Source organism: Ancylobacter sp. (assembly GCF_965229075.1).
In the GTDB taxonomy this organism is placed as follows: domain Bacteria; phylum Pseudomonadota; class Alphaproteobacteria; order Rhizobiales; family Xanthobacteraceae; genus Ancylobacter.
The window spans coordinates 1,968,008-1,984,650 of the sequence record NZ_CBDDIO010000002.1 but is presented as its reverse complement, the minus strand read 5'-3'; the positions used below and the strand labels follow the sequence as shown (position 1 = coordinate 1,984,650).

Here is a 16,643-nt window from a genome sequence, read left to right as displayed (position 1 = left end):
GCCGCCTCAGAACACGAAGTCGACCGAGGTGAGCAGCCAGCAGCCGCGTGCCCATTCGATGCGGTTGCCGGCCGCGTCGGTGTTGATGGAGCTGGTGCGGAACACCGGCGTGCCCGGCGTCAGCGCCAGGAGGCTCGCCTCCTCCGCTGTGGCGAAGCCGCCGCTGATCCGGGTTTCGGCGCGGCGATATTTCTGGATGCCATGGGCGATGAACACATCCGTCACCGACTGGCGGCGGGAATAGACGGTGGCGAAGTCCGGCAGCAAAGCGGCGGGAAACACCTTGGTGCTGATATAGATCGGCTGCCCGTCGGCCGCGCGCACGCGGCGCAGCCGCACCACCGGCGCACCGGGCGGCAGATGCAGCTGCTCGGCGGCCGCGGCGTCGGCGAACTCCTCTTCCAGCAGCGTCGTCGTGGTGGTGACCGCCTTGCCGTCGGCACGCAGGCTCTCGGCGAAGCGGCTGCCGTCGCGCACCACCAGCGCCGAGGGCAGGCTGCGCACGAACGCCCCCACCCCCTTGCGGGCGGTGAGGTGGCCTTCCTGCTGCAATTGCTGCAGCGCCCGGCGCAGCGTGATGCGGGTGACGCCGAGCTTTTCCGCCAGATGCACCTCGCCCGGCAGCTGGCTGCCCGGCCGCAAATAGCCGCTCTCGATCAGCGCGAGGATGTAATCGTAAATCTGCTGCCAGATCGGGGTGTCCCGGCGCGGGCGGAACACCAGCCCGTCAAAGCCGGACACATCGCTCGCCCCCCCGGCCTGTGCCTTCACGCTTCGGTTCACGCCCTCACTCCGCCGCCTGTGCCACGCCCGCGACGGGGCGATGCTCCACCGCCCGGCGCGCATGGACGATACGCCCTTCGACCAGCGTCGCCACAACTTCCGGATGCGCCATGTCCGAGGCATCGACCAGCAGCAGATCCGCCCGCTGCCCCGGCGCCAGCCAGCCGCGATCGTCCAGACGGGCGACGCGGGCGGGGTTGGCGGAGATGAGCGGCCAGTGCCGCGCCAGCGCGTCGCGGTCGCCGGCCGCCAGGGTGAAGGCGGCATAGAGCGGCGAGGGGTAGTGATAATCGCTGGTCAGCACGGTGCAGCGCCCGGCGGCCACCGCCTCCCCCGCGCTCTGCGCGCCATTATGGCTGCCGCCGCGCACCACATTCGGCGCGCCGAGGATCACATCCTCGCCGGCATCGCGGGCGGCCTGCGCGGTCTCCGGGTTCATCGGGAATTCGGACGCCACCGCGCCCAGCGCGCGGAACTGCGCGCGCTCGGCCGGCGAATTCTCGTCATGGGCCAGCAACACATTGCCGTTCGCCCGCGCGCTGGCCGCGAGGCTCGCAATGGCGGCGGGCACGGCCTCGCGCGCCCCCCCACACGCGGTCCAGCAACGCGCGGTAATCGTCCTGTGTCAGGCCGGACCGCTCGGCCATCTGGCCGATCTTGCGCGCGATGGTGCCCTTGAGCACCGAGCCGGTCGTGTGGTCGTTGAAGGCGAGGATCGGCGCGGGGTCGAGCGCCAGCCAGCCGCGCACCTCTTCCAGCGCCTCCAGCGCGAAGGTCTCCCAGCGCAGATGCAGGCGGGTGTCGCAGGCAAGGCCGGGGCGGATGTCCATCAGCGTGGCGACGAAGGCGCGCGCCGCTTCCACCGAGCGCAGACCCGGCTCCCAGGAGATGGTGACGCCGTGAAAGGCGGTGGTGATGCCGTTGGCCACCAGCTGCCGGTCGGTGTCGCGCAAGGCGAGCGTGGTGTCGAAGCGCACCCCCGGGCGCGGCATGATGTAGCGCTCGAAGGCGTCGCCGTGAATGTCGACGATGCCCGGCAGCACGAGGAGGCCCGACGCGTCGATGACCCGCGCCGGCGCGCCGGAGGTGGCGTCATCCGCCAGAAGCGCCCCACGCAGCGCCAGCGGCTCCTCGCTCCACCGGCCATCGACCAGCGCCAGTCCGTTCTCGATACGCACGCTCATCACCGCCTCATCGTCCCCTAGGTCACTGTCACGTATGCGTCATACGCTGTCTATACAGATAATCGCAGTCCATAGTTCCTGTCTATACAGCAAAGGGCACAAAATGTTTCGCAGGCTTGTTTCCGCTCTCGCCATCACCGTGGTGACCGCCTTCGCCGCAAGCGCCGAACCCGTGCGTTTCGCCGTGACCGACATTGAGGGGCTGGAGGCGCTGCAGCAGGAGTTCGGCGGCTTCCAGAAGGAACTGTCGAAGCTCACCGGGCTCGACATCGAGCTGATCCCGGTCAGCTCGCGCACCGCCGCTGTCGAGGCGATGAATTCCGGCCATGTCGAGCTCGTGCTCACCGGCCCGGCCGAATATGTCGTCATGAAGCAGCTCAGCGACCCGCGCATCGTCGTCGCCTGGCAGCGCCCGGATTATTTCGCGCAAATCGCGGTGCTGGCCAACGGGCCGATCCGTTCCATCGACGACCTCAAGGGCAAGAAGGTCTCCTTCGGCTCGGTCGGCTCCACCTCGCAGCATCTCGGCCCGGCGCAGGTGCTGGCCGATTTCGGCATCATGTATGGCAAGGATTATGAGGGCGTCATCATCTCCCGCAACGTTGCGGCGGAAGCGCTGATCCGCGGCGACATCGCCGCCATCGGCCTGAACTATGGCCATCTCAACTCCATCCGCAAGGCGTTCCCCAACGCTGCCTTCGCCGTCGTCGCCCGTGGCCGCGACCTGCCGAACGACATCCTCGTCGCCCGCAAGGACATTCCCGAGGAGGTGTTCGTGAAGGTGCGCGAAGCCTTCCTCAAGCACGGCAACGAGCTGATGAACGCCGTGCTGAAGGGCGAGGACAATCAGAAGTTCAAGGGCGGTGTCTTCATCACCGACGTGACGGACAGCGATTACGACTATGTCCGCTCGATGTACCGCACCATCGGCATTGAGAGCTTCGGCAGCTTCATCAACTGATCCGCTTTCCCGGCGCCGGGCGGGCTCTGCCCCGTCCGGCGCTTCTGTGTTTTTCGCGATGGAGGCCGCCATGGAGCGCGTTCCGATCGAGCCCGTTCCCGTGCCGCATCTCGCCGGCCTGCGCCCGGCCGACACCGGCAACCCGCCGATCGGCCCGCTGGTGAAGGCGCCGGCGCCGGTGCTCGCCCCGCAGATCATTGGCGCGCGCGGCCTCGCCAAGACTTATCCCAACGGGCAGCGTGTCTTCGCCGGCGTCGATCTCGACATCCGCGCCGACCAGCGCGTGGCGCTCATCGGCTCCAATGGCGCGGGCAAATCCACCCTGCTCAAATGCCTGATCGGCCTGTTGCCGACGACGCTCGGCGAAATCACCACGCTGGGCGAGCGCTTCCTCGCCGCGCCGAGCGGCGCGCAGCTCGCCCGCCTGCGCCGGCAGATCGGCTTCGTGTTCCAGAATCACGGGCTGGTCGGGCGGCAGAGCGTGCTCACCAATGTCGTTCAGGGCAAGCTCGGCCTGCCCGGTAGCTGGCGCGCCTTCCACCACGCACTCGCCCCGCAGCACTGGCGCGAGGAGGCAATGGCGGTGCTGGCCGAGGTGCGCCTCGCCGACAAGGCCGGCGCCCGCGCCGACCAGCTTTCCGGCGGACAGGCGCAGCGCGTCGCCATCGCCCGCGCGCTGATCCGCCGGCCGCGCCTGTTGATCGCCGACGAGCCCGCCGCCAGCCTCGACCCGGCGGTGGGGCGCGACATCATGCGCATCTTCTCCGATCTCGCCCGCGATCACGGCATCACCCTCGTCTACACCACGCACGACATGCAGCACGCGCTCGACTATTCCGACCGCATCGTCGCCCTGAAAGACGGGAAGGTGCATTTCGACCGGCCCACCGCGCGGGTGACCGCGCGCGACATGGAGGGCGTGTTCCATGGCTGACGCCGCCACCGCCACACGCGCCCTGCCGCCCTCGCGGCTTCCGTCGATGTCGCCGCTGACCTTCACCCTCATCGTGGTGGTCGCGGCCCTCTTCCTCGCCTCCATGGGGCAGGTCGCCCCCTCGCCGGAAAAGCTCGCCAACGGCCTGCCGCGCATGGCCGAACTGGTCGGCCGCATGCTGCCGCCCAACACCGACCCCGGCTTTCTCCAGCGCATGGGCTGGCGCATTCTGGAGACGCTGCAGATCGCGCTGGTCGGCACCGTGTTCGGCGTGCTCATCAGCCTGCCCATGGGCTGGCTGGCCGCGCGCGGCATCTCCCCGCTCGGCGCGCTCCGGCATTTCCCGCGCGCGCTGGTGTCGCTGTTCCGCACCGTGCCCGATCTCGTCTGGGCCCTGCTCTTCGTCTCGACGCTCGGCCTCGGCGCGGTGGCGGGCACGATGACCATCGTCGTCGACACGATCGGCTTTTGCGGCCGCTTCTTCGCCGAGGCGATGGAGGAGGCCGACAAGAAGCCGCAGGAGGCGCTGCACGCCATCGGCGCCAACCGCGTCAGCGTGCTGCTGGGGGCGATCCTGCCGGATGTGATGCCGACACTGATCAACTCCTCGCTCTTCGCGCTGGAAAAGGCGGTGCGGGCCTCGGTGGTGCTCGGCCTCGTCGGCGCCGGTGGCATCGGGCAGGAACTGAAAGTGGCGTTCGACCTTTTCCAGTACCGCAACGCCTCGGCCATCATCCTCGCCATCTTCGTCATCGTGCTGGCGATGGAATTCCTCACCGACCGGCTGCGGGCGAAGTTCCAATAGGCGCGCGGAGGGTGCTTTCCGCGGGTCGAGGGGGTAAGTGTCGCGCCTCAAGCGACAGGTGCCCACTCGTGACCTCCCTCCTCCTCCACATGCGCCCCATCTTCTTCGGCACCGTGCTCGGGATTGGCGGCCTCGCCAATGGCTGGCGGGCGGCGAGCCGGTTGTGGGGCGCGCCGGTGCTGATCGGCGAGGCGCTGGCGGTCACCGCCTTCGCCCTCTGGGCGCTGTGGAGCGTGCTCTACGCGCTGAAATGGCTGATCCATCCCGCCGCCGCGCGCGAGGAAATACGCCACCCCGCGCAGGGGCTCATCGCCGCGCTGGCGCCCGTTTCCACCCTCATCGCCGCCATCGCCATCGGCCCGCATGTGCCGCTGCTCGGCTGGGGCCTGTTCATCGCCGGGGCGGCGGGGGTCGCGCTCTACGCCGCGTGGAGCGTCGGCGGGCTGTGGCAGGGCGGGCGGGCGCCGCAGGAAGTGACGCCGATCCTCTATCTGCCCACCGTCGGCGGCGGGCTGGTCGCCGGCATCGCCAGCGCCACCTTCGGCCAGCCGGCGCTGGGCTGGATGTTCTTCGGCATGGGGCTGTTCTCGTGGCTCTCCATGGAATCGGTGTTCCTCACCCGGCTGTTCCAGCACGGGCTGCCTGCCACCGCCCGCGCGAGCCTCGGCATGGAACTGGCGCCGCCAGCGGTGGCCTGCGTCGCCTATCTCTCGCTGGCGCCCGGCCCGGCGGACCGGGCGGCGCTCGCTCTGTTCGGCTATGGCTGCTTTCTGGCGCTGGTGATGCTGCGCCTCGTGCCCTGGCTGCGGCAGCAGCCCTTCGGCCCCGGCGCCTGGGGCTACACGTTCGGCGTGGCCAGCCTGCCGCTCGCTGCGCTGAAGCTGGTGGAACAGGGCGCCGGCGCGCCGGTGACGCAGATGGCGCTGGCGCTGTTCGTCGCCGGCAACGCAATCATCGGCTGGATCGCACTGCGCAGCCTGGTCGGTGTCGCCGGTTTCATCAGGAGCAAGGTCGGCTGAACCTCGGTCAGCCCGCCGCCCCACGTTCCGCTATCAGGAAAGGCGCATCCGGACCGAGCGCGTCGAGCACCCGCCAGCCCGGCGCGATGAGTTCATCCGGCAACGCAACCTCGCCGGCATCGGCCGGCAGGCGTGTCGGCACAACGACGCGCACCGCCTCTTCGCCGCGCCAGCGCTCGAAGCCGAACCAGCCGACGCGGCCGGGATCAAGGTCGAGCGGTCGGTAGTCCCCGCCCGTCAGTGCCGCATTGCGGTTGCGGAGCGCCAGCAGCGCCCGCGTCAGCCGGAAATATTCGGCGTCGCCGGCCTCATTGGGTTCCTCGCCGCGCAGCGCCGCCTGCCGCGCCGTCCAGTCGACCGGGCGGCGATTATCCGGGTCGACCAGCGAGAAATCGCGGAACTCCGTGCCCTGATAGAGGTCTGGCGTGCCCGGCAGCGTGTGCTGGAGAATGAGCTGGGTGAGGCCGACCAACCGCCCGGCCGGGGCGATTTCCGCCACCAGCGCCCCCAGCCGCTCGCGGAACCCGGCCGCCTCCGGCGCCTCGATCAATGCAGCGGCGAAGGCGAGGCAGGCCTCCTCGTAAGGCGCGTTCGGCGTTTCCCAATTGCTGTGGCGCTTGGCCTCGCGCAGCGCTTTGGTGATGTACCCCGCCATGCGCTCGGCGGTGATCGGCCAGGCCGAGACCAGCGTCTGCACGATCATATGCGCATCGAGCGGGTCGGGCATCGCCATGCCCGCCTCCTCGCGCAGCAGCGGCGCGACAAGTTCCCGCGCCTCTTCGGTGAAGGCGAGCCAGTGCTCGGGCTGGTGGCTGAGCGCGGCGAGGCGGGCGCGCGGGCCGGGGCCGCGCTTGGTGTCGTGGGTGGCGAGCGGGATGAGATCGCTCAGCCCCGCCTGCGCCCGCGCCGCATACAGCGCGTGCATCTCCTCCGCCGTGCGGGCGGGATGGTCGAGACTGCCGCCCACCTCATTGGCGCAGAGCAGCACAGGATAACGGTAAAGCTCGGTGTCCTCGAACCCCTTGGCCATGGCCGGGCCGCTGAGCTGCTGGAAGCGCGAGCGGAACTCATGGTCGCTTGGCCGCTCTGGATGCTCCACCCGCTGCAGCAGCAGCGTGGCGGCCGCCGTGGTGAGCGGGTTCTCGTTCGCCTCGATGCGGGCGCGGATTTCTTCCCAGATCGCGACATCCTCGGGCGCATGGCCGTTGGGCGTGGCATAGGACCGATAGACCGGGCAATGGGCGAGCAGCGCCACCACGCCGTCGCGGATCGCGGTGTCGGTGAGGTCGCCGGCCTGCATCGCCTCGTCCAGCCCCTCGCGGGCCAGCGTCGCCAGAATGTCGACCTCGGCCTTCAGGCTCGCTTCCAGCACCTGCCGTTTCGCCGAAGCGAGCCGCTCGGGCAGCGCGCCGATGAGCAGATGGCGGGTCCGCAGATCTTCCTCGAAGCGGCGATAGCCCTCGGGGTCGACACAGAGCGCGTTGATGTCGTTCATCCGCTCATAGCCGGTGGTGCCCTCGATCGGCCACGGGCGCAGCACCTCGCCCGGCTCAAGAATCTTCTCGACAAGCAACGGCACACCCGCACCCACCGCTGCGCGCAGCCTGTCGCAATAGCCGGCCGGGTCGACCAGCCCGTCAATGTGGTCGATGCGCAGGCCATGGACGAGGCCACGCCGGATCAGGTCCAGCGGCAGGCGGTGGACGAGGTCGAACACCTCGGGGTCCTCGACGCGGACGCCGGCAAGGTCGGTGATGTTGAAGAAGCGGCGGTAATTGAGGTCATGCGCCGCCGTCCGCCACCAGGCGAGGCGCCAGTGCTGGGCCTCCAGCAGGGCGGCGAGGTCCGCACCGGCGAGAGCAGTGTCGAGCGCGGCCCGCTCGCTTTCGCCAAGGCCGGTGAACACCACCCGCGCCGCGCCGAGACCGGCATCGCTGGGCGAGGCCTCCACCCGCTCGAAGCCGGCGGCGGCGGCCTCAAGCCCGGCCGCGCGCAGCAGCGCCGCCACGCTCGCCGCGCGCAGCGGGAAGCGGTGATCGGCATAGGCGACATTGATCCGTCCGAGCGCGTAATCGGCCTCCAGCGACAGGCTGCCCGCCTCCAGCGTAGCTTTGAGCGGATCGCCCAGCAGCGGCAGCAGCAGCCGGCCGCTCTCCCATTTCACATCGAACACGCGGGCGGCGGGCGAACCCGGCCCGCCTTCCAGCATGTCGTTCCAGAACGGGTTGTGGCTGGACGCCGCCATATGGTTGGGCACGATGTCGAGCAGCACGCCCAAGCCGCGCGCGGCCAGCGCGGCGGCGAGGCGCGCGAACCCCTCCTCCCCGCCGAGTTCCGGGTTGATGCGGGTCGGGTCGGCCACGTCATAGCCATGGGTGGAGCCCGGCACCGCCATGGTGATCGGCGAGGCGTAGAGATGGCTGATGCCGAGCTCGGCGAGATAGGGGACCAGCGCCTCGGCATCGGCAAAGGTGAAGCCGCGATGGAACTGCAGGCGGTAGGTGGCGCGAAGCGGCGGGTTCATACGGGCGCGAGGCTCCAGACGGCGGCGGCGAAGGGGCCGAGGGTGAGCTTGCCCTCGGCTTCATGGATCACGCTGCCAGTGCTGGCCCCGGCGGGCATACCGGCAATGCCGGTCATCGGGTCGAGCGTCGCCGCCTGCCGGCCGCCATTCAGCACCATCACCAGCGTGCCGGCGTTGAAGTGCCAGGCGACGCGCAGCGCCTCGCCCGTGCGGCTGAGTTCGCTGGCGCGATAGCCGCTCAAAGCCAGCGGCCACACCAGCCGCCGCCGCTCATCCGCCAGCCGGCGGAAGATGTCGAGTTCCGCTCGCGCCTGCGGGGTGCGGAAATCCTCCGCCTTCAGCTTGGCGGAGATGAAGGTCGCTTCGCTCAGCGGGTCGGGGAAGCTCTCGCCATGGGCGTCGAAGAAATCGGCGAATTCGCTCCGCCGGCCATTGCGCACCGCCTCGGCAAGATCGCCCTCGAAATCGCAGAAGAACGGGAAGGGCTGCGACAGCAGCGCCTCCTCGCCCTGGAACAGCAGCGGAATGGCAGGCGAGAGCATCAGCACGAAGCGCAAGAAGGCAAGCCGCTCCGGCGCCAGGCTCGCGGCCAGCCGGTCGCCGAGCGGGCGGTTGCCAATATGGTCGTGGTTCTGGGCGAAGGCGACGAAAGCGTCGGGGGCCAGCGCCGTGCTCACCGTGCCGCGCGGATGCCCCCCCTCGCCGGGATAGGGCTCGCCCTGGAACACGAAGCCCTCGCTGAGCGCCCGGCCGGCGGCGGCGACGGGGTCGCTGGCATAGGGGGCGTAATAGCCGGTGCGCTCGCCGCTCGCCAGCACATGGAAGGCATGGTGCCAGTCGTCGTTCCACTGCGCGTCGTAGAGATGATCGTCGCCCGTCATCCAGCCGGCGATATTGTCGTGGTTCTCCAGCACCAGCCAGGCATCGGGCTTCGCCGCCCTGCAGGCAGCCGCGATCTCGCGCAGGAAGGTCTCGGCGCCCGTGGTCGCCAGCGCATGCACCGCGTCGAAGCGCAGCCCGTCAAAGCCGAACTCGGCGATCCAATAGGCGGCGTTCTCGCTGAAGAAGGCGCGGACAACGGGGTTTTCGAGGTCGATCGCCGGGCCCCAGGGGGTGTCGATATCCGCGCGGAAGAAGGATTTGGCGTAGAGCGGCAGGTAATTACCGCTCGGGCCGAAATGGTTGTAGACGACGTCGAGCATCATGCCGAGGCCGCGCTCATGCGCGGCGTCGATCAGCGCGCGCAAATCCTCCGGCGAACCATAGGCGGTGTCGGGCGCGTAGAGCAGCACGCCGTCATAGCCCCAGTTGCGGCGCCCGGCGAAGTCGGCGACCGGCAGCAGCTCGATAACCGTGAAGCCGGCGTCGCGGTAATGGTCCAGCCGGTCGATCAACGCGCGGAACGTGCCCTCCGGCGTGGCGGTGCCGACATGCACCTCGGCGATGATGGCCTCATGCCAGGGCCGCGACGGGCCGGGCGCGCGGGAGGGGAGGGGCGCGGGGACGAGGCTCCAGCCATCGGCATCCTCCGCCTGCCCACGCGAGGCGGGATCGGGCACGGCGAGGCCAGCCTGCCCCTCGCCGAGGCGGAAGCGGTAGCGTGTGCCGGCATTGAGCCCATCGACAGCGGCGGTGAAGAAGCCGTCCGCGCCTTTCTCCATCGCCACCGGCCCCGCGCCGTCAATCTCCAGGCTCACAGTGGCGGCCTCAGGGGCGAACAGGCGGAAGCGAGTGGTGGCGCCCTCGATCAGCGGGCCGAAAGTGCTGTTCATGCCCGCCATTCCCACACGATGAGCGTGCGGGCCGGCACGCCGAACGTGCCGCCGCCGTCGAGGCTCGCGCCTTCGAGATCGTCGCCGGTCGCGAGGATCGCTTCCCAATGGCCGGACTGCACGGGCGGGGCGACGAAATCGACATCGACATGCGACGCGTTGAGCATGATCACCAGCGAGGGCTCCTCGGGCAGCACCGGCGCAAGCCGCAGCGTGATGCATTTCGAGTGCGGATCGGCCCAGTTCTCCTCGGTCATCCGCGTGCCGCCATTGTTGAACCAGGCGACATCCGGCTGGCCCATCGCGTTGCGCGAGCCGGTGAGGAATTCCGGCCGCGACAGGCAGGAATGGGTCTTGCGCAGCTGGGCGAGGCGGGCGACGAATTCCGGCAGTTCCGGGTCGTCATTCGACCAGTCGACCCAGCCGATCTCATTGTCCTGGCAATAGGCGTTGTTGTTGCCGCCCTGCGAGTTGGACCGCTCGTCACCGGCGAGCAACATGGGCACGCCCTGGCTGAGGAACAGCGTGGCGATCAAATTGCGCTTCTGCCGGCGGCGCAGCGCGTTGATCGCAGGGTCGTCGGTCTCGCCTTCGACGCCGCAGTTCCAGCTCTTATTGTCGTCATGGCCATCGCGGCCATCCTCGCCATTGGCCTCATTGTGCTTGTCGTTGTAGGTGACGAGATCGTGCAGGGTGAAACCGTCATGGGCGGTGATGAAATTGAGGCTCGACCACGGCCGGCGGCGGCCTTCCGAGAAGATGTCCTGCGAGGCGGCGAAACGGGTGGCGAAGCTCGGCAGCAGCCCTTCCGAACCGCACCAGAACTCGCGCACCTTGTCGCGGTAGTCGCCGTTCCACTCGGAGAAGCCGGGCGGGAAGGCGCCGAGCTGGTAGCCGCCGGGGCCGACATCCCACGGCTCGGCGATCAGCTTCAGCCCGCCAAGGGTGGGGTCCTGCAGGATGGCGTTGAAGAAGGCGTGGCCGGGATCGAACCCGTCCGGACGGCGGCCGAGCGTGGTGGCGAGGTCGAAGCGGAAGCCGTCAATGCCGTAGACCGAAGCCCACATGCGCAAGCTATCCATCACCATCTGCAGCACGCGCGGATGATCGGTGTTGACCGAGTTCCCGCAGCCGGTGAGGTCGTCATAATAGCGGCCGTTGCCGGGCAGCAGCCGGTAATAGGAGGCGTTGTCGATGCCCTTGAAGGAGAGCGTCGGGCCGAGATGGTTGCCCTCGCAGGTGTGGTTGTAGACCACGTCGAGAATGATCTCGATGCCGGCCTGGTGCAGCCGGTCCACCGCTTCGCCAATGGCGTCGAGCCCGTCCTCGCCGAGATAGCGCGGCTCCGGGGCGAAGAAGTTCAACGTGTTGTAGCCCCAGTAATTGGCGAGCCCCCGGTCGATGAGGTGCCGGTCCTGGGTGAAGGCGTGGACCGGGAGCAGTTCCAGCGCGGTGACACCGAGCTTGGCGAGGTAGTCGATGAATTCCGGCTGGCCGAGCGCGGTGAAAGTGCCACGAATGGATTCGGGGATCAGCGGGTGGCGCATGGTCAGGCCGCGCACATGGCCCTCATAGATGACGGTCTTGGCCCAGGAGACGCGCGGGTGCTGGGTCGCCGCCATCGGCGTGCCGGCGACGACGCGGGCCTTGGGCATGAAGGGGGCGCTGTCGCGCGCGTCCATGATCAAATCGGCATCGTCGCCGGCGCCGATCGTGTAGCCATAGAGCGCGTCGTCCCATTCGATATTGCCCACCAGCATGCGGGCATAGGGATCGAGCAGCAGCTTGTTAGGGTTGAAGCGGTGGCCAGCGTCCGGCGCCCACGGGCCGTGGACGCGCCAGCCATAGACCTGTCCGCGCCCGACGCCCGGCAGATAGCAGTGCCAGACGCCGTTGGTGCATTCGTGCAGGTCGATGCGCTCCAGCTCGGTCTGGCCATAGCGGTCGAACAGGCACAGCGTCACCCCGACGGCATTGTCCGAGAAGAGCGCAAAATTCGTTCCTTTCCCGTCGACCGTCACGCCGAGCGGAAAGGCAGAACCGGGCAGTATCTTGCGCATGATGGGGTCACCAGAAGGAGGGAAAAGACGCGGTCAGTCGTTCGCGCCGCAGGGGCGGCGCGTGGCACATCCGGAATGGTCAGAACAAGTGGAGCGTCAGCCCCAGCCCCAGTGGTTGGCGCGCATGAGGCGCACCGTGCGTTCCAGCGCCCGGCGCAGATCGAGCGGCGCCCCGCTCCGCGCCGCGGCGGCGAGCGCGCCGAGCGTCGTCTTGACCACGGGATGGCCGGGGCAGGCGCTGCGGGTGCCGACAAATTCATAGGCGTCGCGCAGCGTGCGCAGGCGACGGCCCTCCCGCGTGCGCAGCGGGCGTTCCAGATCAGCGTCCCAGTAGCAGTCGGACATGGGTGCTCTCATGTGTCGGATCGAGCACAAAACGCAGGTCCGCGCCAAAAGGTTCCCTGTCGGGACCGAGCAAGTGCCCCGGCCGGGGGCCATCAGCCGGCGATCGCATAAAAAGAGGGCCGGCGGAAGCCGGCCCTTGGGAGGTTGTGCAGGAACGGGATGTCTCGCGGGTGCCCGGCCCGCCTGTCGCTCAGGCGGTCAGCACCTTCACTTCGTCGCGCAGCCGCCCGCCAAGCGCGGAGACGGCATCGGAAACCTGATCGATCTGCCCCGCCGTGCCCCGGATCTGGCCGGAGATGCGCGAGACGCTGTTGATGCTCTGCGTCACCGAGGCATTGGTGACGCTCTGTTCCTCCACCGCGGCGGAAAGGGTGGAGAACACGTCGCGCAGCGTGCCGACGCTGTGGGTGATCTCGTTCACCGCGCGCGCCGCGTCATTGCTCGCCTGCTGCACCGCGCCGACCTGAGTGGTGATCTCCTTGGTGGCGTTGGCGGTTTGCAGCGCCAGCTCCTTCACCTCGGAGGCGACCACCGCGAATCCCTTGCCGGCTTCGCCGACGCGGGCAGCCTCGATGGCGGCGTTGAGGGCGAGAAGATTGGTCTGCGAGGCGATGCGCTCGATCATCGCCGAAATGCTGCCGATGCGCTCGATGCTCGCCACCAGCCCGCCGACCAGCCCGTCGGCGGAGGTGGCGCGCTCGGCCGCCTGCGCGGTCATGGCAGTGGCGTTGTGAATCTGCTTGCTCACTTCGCCGAAGGACACCGACATCTCCACCGCCGAGGCGGCGACGGACGCCGTCATCTCCTCGCTCTGGCGGCTGAGATCGTCGAGATCGGTGCTGGCGACCTCCATGGCGGTGGAGGACTTGTTCATCTCCTCGATGACCGAGGTGACGCTGGCGGCAACCTTGACTGTGTCCGTCACCAGCGCCCAGGTCAGCATCGGCCCGTCATAATGGCCATCGGGCGTCATCAGCGCGGAGACGGAGAGATTGAGCGTCTCCGGCCCGACCTTGATGCGCGCCGTGTGCGGCAGGCGCGAGGCGTCCGCCAGCATGTGGCGCTGCATTTCCGGCTTCTTGTGGAACACGTCGATGGAGGAGCCGATGAGCTCGGACGCCTTGATCGGCAGATGCTGCTCGATGCGCTTGAGCGTATCGAGGCTGGTGCGGTTGGCGTAGTCGATGATGAAGCCGTCGAGCGAGCAGGTCATCACATTGATCGGCATCTGGTCGACCATCTGCATCAGCCGCCGGATCTTGGCCTCGGCGATCAGCGCCGCCGTCTCAACGCTCCACATCACCTGCACATGCTGGCATTCGCCACGGGCGTTGCGGATGGGGGCGAGGGCGAAGCGCAGCACCTCGTCGCCGAGGCGCACATCCCGCGAGAACGGCTGGAGGTCGCCGCGCGCCGAGCGGCCGTCGCCCGAGGCGAGATCGAGGGTGAACAGGCTGAGCGACGCCCCGACGATCTCCGGCGGCGCCTTGGGCAGCGCGTGCCGGATCGTCTCGTAGAGCGCCCTCGAGCGCATATTGGCGTAGTCGATCCCACCCGTATGGGGGTCGCACATGAGGATGGCTGCCGGCAGCTCGTCCAGCAGGGAGGCGTCGAAGGCGCGCGCGGAGGAGCGGCGCTTGAGGGAATAAAGCGAGGCGGGGCTCATGCCGATCTCCGGTCGGGGGCAGTTGGCCGGTCCAGCTGATCGGGACGGGCCTCTTTTGCTAGCCCGCGGAGCTTGCTTCAGGCTCGCTCCGGTTGCCCGACGTGGCGGCGTCGTCCGCCGGTGCCGCCGGCACTTCCGGCAGGGCGATGGTGAACAGCGCGCCGCCCTCGACATTGGCGACGGTGAGCGTGCCGCCATAGTCGCGAATGATGCCAAAGCTGACGGAGAGGCCGAGGCCGGTGCCCTGCCCGGAAGGCTTGGTGGTGAAGAAGGGCTGGAAAATCTTGCCGATCGCCGCCGGCGGGATGCCACCGCCATTGTCGCGCACGGTGACGACGACGAAGCCCTGCCCTTCCGTCACGCGGCGCTCGATGGCGATGGCGATGCGGCCGGCAAAGTCCGGCTCGTGCTGGCGGCGGGCGCGGATGGCGTCACGCGCGTTCAGCACCAGGTTGATCAGCACCTGTTCCAGCTGTTCCTGCCGGCAGGGCACGCGGGCCGTGCCGGCGCTGCCCGTGGCGGTCAGTTCGATGCCGTCGAGGCGGATTTCCGTGCCGAGCACCTGCAGCGTCCCCTCCACCGCCGTTTCCGCCGAGGAGGGATCGATGGTGAGCGCGTCCTTGCGCCCGAAGATGCGCATATGGTCGATGATCGCCTTCATGCGCTCGACCTGCCGGACGATGCGCGCCAGCTTCTCGGTGGTATGTTCGGCCGGCAGCCCCTTGCGCAGGCCCATCTGGGCATTGCTGGCCGCCAGCCGGATGACGCCGAGCGGCTGGTTGATCTCATGCGCGAGGCCGGTCACCAATTCGCCCAGCGCCGCCATTTTCGACATCTGGTAGAGCTTGTTCTCCTTCAGGCGCTTGGCGGTCTCGTCGAGCGCGAACACCACGGCGGGCGCATTGGCAGCATTCGTGCGGCCCGGCCCGTTGCGGCGCAGCCGGGTGATGACCATGCCGACCTCGAACTCCTCGCCATCGGCGGAGAAGTGCTCCATCGCCACCGAAGGTGCGGCGTCCTCCTGCAGGCGGGCGAGGAATTCCGGCGTTTCCACCCGCTCGGCGATCAGCCGGGGCAGCAGGCCGTCCGCCGCCTCGCCGATGCGCACCGCCCGCCCGTTCTCGACATGCAGCACATGGATGCCCGGCACGCGGCTGATCGCCTGCAGCACCTGCGCCTCGCGCTCCTGTGCCTGCGCCGTCAGTTCCCGCTCGCGATAGGTCCGCTCCAGCCGCGCATGCCGCGCGCCGAAAAGAATGAGGGCGACGAGCGTCAGGCTGAGGCCGCCGGCAATGCCCCAGATCGCGACATGAAAATCGTGATTGTCGGAATTGATCTCCGCGCGATCCACCGCCACCGCCACGAAGAAGGGGAAACGGTCGGAATGCATGGAATAGCCGACGCGCCCCGCATCGTCCCAGGCGAGGCCGCCTTCGGGGCCGTTGGAGGCGCCGCCGGCCAGCGCGCTCTGGGGCAAAATGGCGGCGGCCTGCAGCCCGTCGATCTGCCGGTTCGCCGGCACGATGGCCCGCACCACCCCGTCAAAGCCGACGAGCGCGATCAGGCCGTCGCCTTTCGGCAGCAGTTTCTCATAGAACTCGATGAAATCGGAAATCTGGTAGGAGGCGGCGATGATACCGCGCAGCTTGCCGTCATCGGCGCGCAGCGCGCGGGTGAACTGGATCGACCAGGCGCCGCTGATCCGCCCCTTCACCGGCTTGCTGATGAAGATGCCGGTATCGGTCGGATCGTCATTCATATGAACGCGAATATGTTCGCGGTCGGCCAGCTTTACGCCATTGCCCGGCGGCAGCAGATTGCTGGCGACCACGGCCCCGGTGGGATCGACATAGGTCACCTGGATGACCGAGGCCGGCAGGCGGGCGGTGAGCAGGCGGGAGTAGATTTCCTGCGGCGAGGCGTCGTTCGGCAGGTTGGAAAAGCCATCGAGGAAGGCTTCGATCGATTCGACCGTGCGCTCGAGATGCGAGGTCAGCGCGAACGCCAGCTTGCGCGAGGCGGCGATGGCGACCTCTTCCTCATGCTTGGCATGCAGCTCGATCGCGATCAGCGCCACCGATGCCGGCAGAACGAAGGCCAGCACGAGCACGAACAAAAGCAGAAGCCGGTACGAGGCGCCCTTCCACAGCGGCATGGCCGGGGGGGCGTGCGCCGGCATGGCGGAGGGATCGGGCGGGCTCGGCACCGCCTGCGCTGAAGACTGCGACGTCATCGCCGCCATGTCGAAAAAGGCATGTCGCTGCCGCCTCACCCCGCACCTGTGTCTTCGGGGCCGACGGCACCCGGACACTCTTGCAGTTCATTATGTCGTAGTCGCCCCGCCCTGTGGATGCAATCGTGCGCACCCGTTAGCGCCTCGCACGACCTGAGATAGTTGAAACGGCGCTGAATCCTTGCGTTTTCTTGACAGCCGGCCCGGTTTTTTGGGCCGGCGCGGGGCCCTCCCCCGTAAACTCGATCCAAAATGGAGCGATCTCCGCCGTTTCCCCGCCGGAATGGGAGCGTTTCGGCAGGCTTGGCGGAAAGCCGCGTGCGATCCTAGCGGCGCTCGTACCGGTTGAGCGGCGGG

General features: G+C 68.6%; 13 protein-coding genes. 4 read left to right on the top strand and 9 right to left on the bottom strand.

What is annotated here, in order from left to right; translation table 11 throughout:
• Positions 1–6 precede the first annotated feature (6 nt).
• From phnF to ACO07Z_RS15325, 3 genes are read right to left on the bottom strand one after another with little or no spacing between them, the layout of a single operon-like run.
• Positions 7–783, bottom strand: a complete 777-nt coding sequence (gene phnF / locus ACO07Z_RS15335) for a phosphonate metabolism transcriptional regulator PhnF (protein WP_421699491.1) — start codon at positions 781–783, stop codon at positions 7–9.
• Positions 784–787: 4 nt separating this feature from the next.
• Entirely contained in the window at positions 788–1,354 is a 567-nt protein-coding gene (locus ACO07Z_RS15330; RefSeq protein WP_421699490.1) for an amidohydrolase family protein, read from the bottom strand.
• On the bottom strand, positions 1,287–1,967 hold the full coding sequence (locus tag ACO07Z_RS15325; RefSeq protein WP_421699489.1) for a hypothetical protein: 681 nt from the start codon (positions 1,965–1,967) through the stop codon (positions 1,287–1,289). Before ACO07Z_RS15325 ends, ACO07Z_RS15330 begins: the two co-directional genes overlap by 68 nt.
• Before the next feature lie 103 nt (positions 1,968–2,070).
• Here ACO07Z_RS15325 and ACO07Z_RS15320 point away from each other — a divergent pair, with 103 nt between their 5' ends.
• From ACO07Z_RS15320 to ACO07Z_RS15305, 4 genes are all read left to right on the top strand, one after another.
• Positions 2,071–2,928, top strand: a complete 858-nt coding sequence (locus ACO07Z_RS15320) for a PhnD/SsuA/transferrin family substrate-binding protein (RefSeq protein WP_244450471.1) — start codon at positions 2,071–2,073, stop codon at positions 2,926–2,928.
• Positions 2,929–2,998: 70 nt separating this feature from the next.
• Positions 2,999–3,862, top strand: a complete 864-nt coding sequence (locus tag ACO07Z_RS15315; RefSeq protein WP_421699488.1) for a phosphonate ABC transporter ATP-binding protein — start codon at positions 2,999–3,001, stop codon at positions 3,860–3,862.
• Positions 3,855–4,667 carry a phosphonate ABC transporter, permease protein PhnE gene (gene phnE, locus ACO07Z_RS15310; protein ID WP_421699487.1) on the top strand — a complete coding sequence of 271 codons (813 nt, stop codon included), beginning with the start codon at positions 3,855–3,857 and terminating at the stop codon, positions 4,665–4,667. The genes ACO07Z_RS15315 and phnE overlap by 8 nt, the downstream gene beginning before the upstream one ends.
• A 68-nt stretch (positions 4,668–4,735) precedes the next feature.
• A complete protein-coding gene (locus ACO07Z_RS15305; protein WP_421699486.1) occupies positions 4,736–5,686 on the top strand; it encodes a dicarboxylate transporter/tellurite-resistance protein TehA in 951 nt (316 codons plus the stop codon).
• Positions 5,687–5,693: 7 nt separating this feature from the next.
• Here ACO07Z_RS15305 and treY read toward each other — a convergent pair whose 3' ends face one another.
• The 6 genes from treY to ACO07Z_RS15275 all read right to left on the bottom strand — a co-directional run bounded on the left by treY (position 5,694) and on the right by ACO07Z_RS15275 (position 16,286).
• Entirely contained in the window at positions 5,694–8,210 is a 2,517-nt protein-coding gene (treY, locus tag ACO07Z_RS15300; RefSeq protein WP_421699485.1) for a malto-oligosyltrehalose synthase, read from the bottom strand.
• A complete protein-coding gene (treZ, locus tag ACO07Z_RS15295; protein WP_421699484.1) occupies positions 8,207–9,982 on the bottom strand; it encodes a malto-oligosyltrehalose trehalohydrolase in 1,776 nt (591 codons plus the stop codon). Before treZ ends, treY begins: the two co-directional genes overlap by 4 nt.
• Complete coding sequence (gene glgX / locus ACO07Z_RS15290; protein WP_421699483.1) at positions 9,979–12,042, bottom strand: glycogen debranching protein GlgX; 2,064 nt, start codon at positions 12,040–12,042, stop codon at positions 9,979–9,981. Before glgX ends, treZ begins: the two co-directional genes overlap by 4 nt.
• A 96-nt stretch (positions 12,043–12,138) precedes the next feature.
• Positions 12,139–12,387, bottom strand: a complete 249-nt coding sequence (locus tag ACO07Z_RS15285; protein WP_421699482.1) for a hypothetical protein — start codon at positions 12,385–12,387, stop codon at positions 12,139–12,141.
• Positions 12,388–12,577: 190 nt separating this feature from the next.
• Positions 12,578–14,053, bottom strand: a complete 1,476-nt coding sequence (locus tag ACO07Z_RS15280; protein ID WP_421699481.1) for a methyl-accepting chemotaxis protein — start codon at positions 14,051–14,053, stop codon at positions 12,578–12,580.
• A 58-nt stretch (positions 14,054–14,111) separates the two neighbouring features.
• Positions 14,112–16,286, bottom strand: coding sequence for an ATP-binding protein (locus tag ACO07Z_RS15275; RefSeq protein ID WP_421699480.1), 2,175 nt, complete (start codon positions 16,284–16,286; stop codon positions 14,112–14,114).
• Positions 16,287–16,643 lie beyond the last annotated feature (357 nt).